We start from the raw sequence: 6,487 nt of genomic DNA, 5'->3' as shown, positions 1-6,487 counted from the left end.
TCGTGTACCCCGAAAGGCCTTACCGCTCGACTTGCATGTGTTAAGCACGCCGCCAGCGTTCGTCCTGAGCCAGGATCAAACTCTCCGTAAAAGACCTGCGAAACAACAACCCCACCCCCGAAAAGAGAGCAGAAGCTGCGAATCAGTCAAAGACATCAAGTCAAATCACTAGCAGAAAAACTCAACTAGCATTTCAAAACAACACCCGACAACAACCACCACAAGCGGGCAGCTGATACATCGAATGCATTCACCAAAACAAATAATTTCGGCACTGACATTCATCGACACACTGTTGAGTTCTCAAAGAACACGCACACACTCTCACCCCACGAACACACAGTCCGTCGGCCTCAAGGGCAACTGTTCCAGCCTATCCCAGCTTGGTCTCGGACACAAGGCCCGACTCTTGGGGGATAAAACCTGCCGAGCCACACGTCCAACCTCGTTCACCCTGTCCGTGAAGACCGGGTCGGTGTCCGTCGCTCTGACTCGACAAAAGTTACGCCACCAACCACACCAACGCAAATCGCCTGCTCAGCGGCGGTTGTCCGCGACCCGAGCCCCAATTCGGCCTTCCTGGGACCGCTTCTCGACGACTCAGCTCAGCAATGCGTCCCGTGCGAACCTGCGCGACCAGCTCGGCGAGTCCGATACCTCTTGACGGAAGTAGAACCGCGGACCGTGGGCACCGATGAGATCGAGGAAGCTCACGGTGGCCTGCGCCGCGAACTGGGCGTCGAAGACACCGGAATCTTCGCTGGCCCAGCCTAATTCGGCCACAGTCTCGATCAACATCTCGTTGCGATGCGCCGCGGACGCCGATGCGGCGAGGGAGATCAGGAAGAGAGTCGCTGCGTCGGTCTCGTACGTCTCCTTACCCAGAGGGAGGCGCGAAGCCGCATGTCGCCACATACCTACCGGGTCGTCGGTCAACGCTGCACCGAGCTTGGTGCGCAGCAACCTGCCCTTCGATGTGCGGGTCAACCCGAGGTGCCGCGCCGCCTCGCGCAGATCGGTCACCTGATGATGGTCGATCTCACGGTTGCTCGGCCCTACCCACCCCAGACCCCAGTCGAGCTCCTCACGAATCGCCGCTACGAATGCGGGCTTGAGGTAGCTGGCACCCGTCAGGTCGGCTCCGTCGGTGCCGATTCTGCCGAGAAACCACGTCAACTTGGCCATTGCAATCTCTGCGACGGGTAGATCGACCGAGCTCTCGACGGTGAGCTCGCACCGCGGAAGCAACGCCATCAGTGACGGCACCTCCGTAGGACGCACCCGACCGAACAGCTTTCCGATGGCCGGAGCCGCCGCCACCGCTTCGGCGAGCACCGAACGCCCCACGTCGAACGAGTGCAGCACTGTGTTGACGGCATCGGCGTCGAAGAGAGCCGGATCGAAAGCCGCGCCCCACCGCGCCAGCTGGGCTGCGTGTTCGGGATCGGACAGGTCGGCAGCGATATCGAGCGCCTGTGCGTAGCGCGAGGGCCCGCCGGACTCCTCGGGTGGACATGCGCGTGCCCCGTCGAGGCAGACGGATCGGAGGTCGTCGATATCGGAATCGATCTGCTCCAGAACGATAGTGTGCGTCCATCCGTCACCGAAGTCGTACTCGTACGTCATGGTGGAACCCGGTGCCGTGAGCACGTCGTCGATCCGCACTCGCTCTTCGCTCGACGCCTCGTCGTCCGGTTCGTCGTCGAGCGTCTCTTCCATCTCGAATCGACGCGTGGCACCGGCGGTCCTGACGCTGAACGCATGCAGATGCCTGTCCTCCCAACCGAGCGCCTTCTGGAGCACCGCGTGCAGCTCGGACAGCAGCAGATCCGAGCGCACCCGCACCCGACGCCAGATCTGCGGACGGGTGTGATCCACGGTCACCCGAAGCACCAAGTTCACTAGGCCCCGCCGCGTGGCTTCCGTCGCGCTGTCATCGGCCGGTTCGTCGGTGTCGGACAAATTCGGCACCACAGACAGGTGCCGGACGCGACCGGTTCTCATCGACATGGAAAGGACCCTAGTCGGACCCGTGCGTCGGACGCAGGGGCTCGCGGTCTTCTACGTACCAGTGGTCAAACCATCGTTGATCGCGGCGACGTCGAAGGCCAACGCATCGAGCTGCGATGCCAACGTCGTCACCGTCAACTGCACCAGGTATTGGGTATCGACGCCCACCACCACATACCGCGTCGTCACGGCGGCTTCGAGTTGCTGCGCGACGTACGTCCCCCGAATGAATCGGGACGGCCAGCCGAGCCACGACGCCGCGCTCGCCTCGCGCTCCACCCAGCCGGGCATCGCACGTCCGTCGCCGAAACCCAATGCCATCAACGCTTCCGGGTCGATCGTGCGTGACAACGCACCGACCAGAAGCACCGCGTTGGGCGCGAACCCGTTCTCCACCAGGTTCGGTTCCACGATGACCTGAGTCGCCCCGGGAAACTGTGCGGGATCGAGCGTCTGCCATCCCGCAGGAATCGGCACGGTGATGCCGAGCTCGGCCGCCGCGGCACCGTCGAGCGGCGACACGCGCAACGCGTGTGCGTTCAGATACTCGGCGATCGTGGTGGGCTCGGACGATTCCGTCGACAGGGCGTCGTTCACAGCAGGGCCTTTCGTGGTGGACGATTCACTGACACGCCAGAGGTTACCCGCGCCGGTACGCTCGTCCGTAGCTCCTAGAGGCAGTGACCGGCGGGGAGCTGGGCGCTGCGCGACTCCAACCATCTGCCGACCGCGTCGAGCATGGCGGTTCCGTCGGTGAACGAACCCGAATTCGGTTGCGCCGCAATTGCTACCCCGACTCGGCCGGCAACGGTGGTGACGATACCGACCTGCCGCACGTCGTAGCTGCCTCGGACGCTCGGCCCCCAGCCGCCCTTGTAGGCCGCATCGGACAGCTTCGCCAGACCCCATTGTTGCTCGGGTACAACGCTGTTCATCATCTCGACCACCGGTGCCGCGTCCGGGATGCACGACAGGCCCGCCGCGAACGTCGCCTGATCCTGCGTCGACCACTCGGTCTGCCCGAATGCGCTGAATTCAGGGCGAATCCGCTCCCGCTGCACCGCAGTGGCAGCGTCACCGCCCTGCCGCAGAACAGATTCGACTGCAGCACCTGCGGCAGCGAAATCTCCGAGCGACCCCCACAGTGCCTCGGCTGCTGCGTTGTCGGAGCTCTCGATCGCAGTGGTGGCGTCCGCAAGCGCCGCGTCGCCACCACGGCGCAGTGCGGCCACAGCCAGTGGCACCTTCACCGTCGACCACGCCACTCCGGAAGTCCAGGTGCCGAGCACTGTCGACGGGCCGCCGCCGACCGGAACCAGAGCGAGGCCGATGGGCCCACCCGCCGTCGACTCCAGTGCGCCGAACTCCGCGGCCAGATCCGCTGCCGGCAGCGTCTCGACAGCAGGCGCAGTGGTCCACATTCCCGCATCGGACGTCGGCGGAATAGCCGGGGGCACCGCAGCAGCCGATGTTTCGGACACGACGGGTGTTTCGGACGCGGGGTCGTCATCGGTGGCGATGGTGCAGCCGGACACCAGAACACAGAACGCAAGGGCCACCGCTCCACCTCGTCCGACGCGGCGGGCCGAACTAGAAGAGGTAGACAACAGCGTTCTCGCCACCGGTACACGTCACCAACTGCGCGGACGAGACACAGTTCATCTCGTACCGCTTGCCGGTGACCGGGCTGCTGGCCACCACCGTCCGCGAATTCCGATCCGAACCGGCCCTGGTGTAGGCCAACCGAACTTCCTCGGCGAACGGGCACGAGGTGACCGTCGACCCCACCGCCGAACCACGAAGGCCGCTGCTCGACGCCACGGTCGCCGGGCAGGTCTGCGCACCCGCGGGCAGAGTGGCCACGCCCGGCTGCGGTGAGTTCGCCGCCGTGGGTGCAGGTTCACCGCCTGGAACACCGACGTCGGACACTGCCGAGGACGGTGCAGCACCCGCCGACGCCACCGCAGGAGTTGCGTCGTCACGTGCGACCCACCAGGCGAACACCCCGCCGAGAATCACCGCGACCACAGCCACAATGGCCACCACGATCCAGATGCCAGCGCTGCCTCTTCTCGGCGGTCCCGGTGGAGGAGCACCCGGGAAACCACCGGTGCCTAACACGGGTGGCCGGGGAACCGAGCCGTACCCACCTGGCTGCGCCGTGCCACGAGACTGTGGCGCACCATGACCGGGCGAAGGCGGCTGCATGACTCGATCGGATGGATTCGGCTGCGCGCCGTACTGTCCGTACGCGCGCTGCGAGGGGTCGCCCGAACCTGGATAGCTCACTGGTGTCCTTCTGCCGATGATGGGGCCAGCCTCTCATACGGCGTCGCAACGAGCAGACCGGACGTTACAGCTTCGCTCTGCGCGCGGTGAGTTCCTCCAGATAGCGCGCAACCGCGTCGTCGTCGTTGGATTCGAGGACTCGATCGACAACGGATCGCACGGGCTCTGCAGCATTCGACGGGCACAACGCGGTACCCGCCCAGTTCAGCATCGGCAGATCGTTGCGCGCATCTCCCACTGCCGCAACCGAACCCGAAGAGATCCCCCATCGCTCGCACAATTCCTGTAGGGCACTGGCCTTCGAGACTCCCGCTGCGGACATCTCGATGTACGGAGCACCGGAATGGGTCAACTCCACTCCGTCCACCCCCACAGCGGCGACGAGCTCGTACAACTCCTCGCTCGTCGTATCACTGTGCCGAGCAACGATTTTGACCGTCGGCTCGACGTCGACAGGCAGACCGTGCTCCGACAGTTCCATCTCGTGCGGCTGCCGGTGATGGTCGGCGAACACGCACAGCTCGGCGTACCGAGCCTCGGCGACGAATCGCGTGGCACCGACGGTCGCGAAGGCCACGCCGGGAACGAGGGAGCGCACGACCGACTTGGCCGAGGCCACCGTCTCGGCCGGTACCGACGTGGTGCCGACGATGGCCGGGAAGCCGTCGGCCAAGTCGAGGACGACAGCCCCGTTGGCACCGATCGCCGTCCCGCGGAATCCGCAGGACGCTGCGAGTTCGTCGATGGAGTGGCGCGCGCGAGCGGTGGCCCACACCACCCTGATTCCAGCTGCGTCTGCCGCAGCCATCGCGGCGGCCGTTCGCGCAGAGACGGTTCGGTCCGAACGCAACAGGGTGCCGTCGAGATCGGTTGCGACAACGACGACCTCTTCGGTTCTGTTCACCCCACCGATACTGCCAGGTGCCGATCGTTCAGCCGGCGACCAAGGTCAGAACGGAAATCTCACTGGGCGCGAACACTCGGAAAGGCGGACCCCAGAATCCCGATCCGCGGCTGGTGTAGAGCTGAGTTCGCGCGCCGTGCCTGCTCAGACCGTGCACCACCGGCTGGTCGAGCCGAACCAAGGCCGAGAACGGCCAGATCTGACCGCCGTGTGTGTGGCCGGAGACCTGCAGGTCGACGCCGGCATCGACAGCGTCACCGATCTGTTTCGGCTGATGAGCCAGCAACAGTACGGGCATCGAGGGATCGGTTCCGGCAAGTGCGCGAACGAGATCGGCACCGTGGCCGGGTGCACCCGACCCTGCGGCGGTGGCGTCGTCGACGCCCGCGATGATCAGTGCGTCCTCACCGCGGTGCAGCACCACGTGGCGATTGTGCAGGGAGTTCCATCCGAGGTCTTCCATGTGATCGAGCCACTCCTGCGCCTCGCCGAAGTACTCGTGATTGCCGGTGACGTACACGCGCGCCGCACTCGCGAGCATTGCCTCCAACGGCGCGGCCTGCGCTCGACGCCGATCGACCGAGCCGTCGGCGATATCGCCGACGTGGGCCAACACGTCCGGTTCGAGCGCATTGACGGCATCGGTCAATCGATGCGACCACGTCGTGCGATCGAGCGGACCGAAGTGCGTATCGGTCACGAGAACCACTCGTAGACCGTCGAATCGAGCCCCGAGCCGATCGATCCTGACGGTCGTGTGTCGCACGCGGGGAGTTCGCATCGCCTCGTAATGACCCCACAGCGCCAGGACGACTACGACGACCACGGTTGTCACCGACACGATCCGCGACCGAAGAGGGTCGTCGACCCCGGCCACCCACAGACCGAGCCGCAGCAGCAGCGAGAGTGCCGACCACACGAACGCGATCCAGACCGAGCCCAGCAACACGTCTCCGACGCGCGCCCACGCGTCCTTGGAGGCCCCCTCGGCACTCGGCCGGTGGCCCAGATACATCGCTGCAGGCAGTGCCAGGAATACGGCGACCGCAACCGCGGAGCCGACCAGCTGTGCCGCCAGCGGCCACTGCGCGCCCGCGAAGACGACGGTCCAGGTCGGCAGCGCGACAAGCACAGCGCAGACCAACGAAACAACGGTCGGCACGACGATCCGCCGAGTGCGCGGTCGCGTCGACCCGTCCGGTGAGACCGACTGTTCCGGTTGCTGCATCTGTCGATCTGTCATCGGCGTCGAACCCTCTTCACTCGTACGTGCGCGCAATCCGG

The 6,487-nt window shown here is 65.3% G+C and carries 6 protein-coding genes and 1 rRNA gene; all 7 read right to left on the bottom strand.

Going from position 1 to position 6,487, the window contains the following annotated elements; all coding sequences use genetic code 11:
• Nucleotides 1-91 (bottom strand): 16S ribosomal RNA (locus AB0366_RS18650); the annotation flags it as partial.
• 509 nt (nt 92-600) lie between these two features.
• Nucleotides 601-2,010: a plasmid pRiA4b ORF-3 family protein gene (locus AB0366_RS18645; protein WP_366245182.1), complete on the bottom strand. Its 1,410-nt coding sequence runs from the start codon at nt 2,008-2,010 to the stop codon at nt 601-603.
• 51 nt (nt 2,011-2,061) lie between these two features.
• Nucleotides 2,062-2,607 carry an LpqN/LpqT family lipoprotein gene (locus tag AB0366_RS18640; RefSeq protein ID WP_366245181.1) on the bottom strand — a complete coding sequence of 182 codons (546 nt, stop codon included), beginning with the start codon at nt 2,605-2,607 and terminating at the stop codon, nt 2,062-2,064.
• 74 nt (nt 2,608-2,681) lie between these two features.
• On the bottom strand, nt 2,682-3,569 hold the full coding sequence (locus AB0366_RS18635; protein WP_366245180.1) for a hypothetical protein: 888 nt from the start codon (nt 3,567-3,569) through the stop codon (nt 2,682-2,684).
• A 31-nt stretch (nt 3,570-3,600) separates the two neighbouring features.
• Nucleotides 3,601-4,056 (bottom strand): hypothetical protein, encoded by a 456-nt coding sequence (locus tag AB0366_RS18630; RefSeq protein ID WP_366245178.1) that lies wholly within the window; start codon nt 4,054-4,056, stop codon nt 3,601-3,603.
• A 307-nt stretch (nt 4,057-4,363) separates the two neighbouring features.
• Nucleotides 4,364-5,203 (bottom strand): Cof-type HAD-IIB family hydrolase, encoded by an 840-nt coding sequence (locus tag AB0366_RS18625; protein ID WP_366245176.1) that lies wholly within the window; start codon nt 5,201-5,203, stop codon nt 4,364-4,366.
• A 28-nt stretch (nt 5,204-5,231) separates the two neighbouring features.
• Nucleotides 5,232-6,446 carry a metallophosphoesterase gene (locus AB0366_RS18620; protein ID WP_366245175.1) on the bottom strand — a complete coding sequence of 405 codons (1,215 nt, stop codon included), beginning with the start codon at nt 6,444-6,446 and terminating at the stop codon, nt 5,232-5,234.
• Nucleotides 6,447-6,487: the final 41 nt, after the last annotated feature.

This window comes from Rhodococcus sp. NPDC076796 (assembly GCF_040702765.1).
Classification (GTDB): Bacteria; Actinomycetota; Actinomycetes; order Mycobacteriales; family Mycobacteriaceae; genus Rhodococcoides.
This window is presented reverse-complemented; position numbering and strand designations above follow the sequence as displayed.

Coding starts and splice junctions, on each gene's coding strand:
- AB0366_RS18620 (WP_366245175.1), bottom strand. CDS start 6,446: ATGACAGATCGACAGATGCAGCAACCGGAACAGTCGGTCTCACCGGAC.
- AB0366_RS18645 (WP_366245182.1), bottom strand. CDS start 2,010: ATGTCGATGAGAACCGGTCGCGTCCGGCACCTGTCTGTGGTGCCGAAT.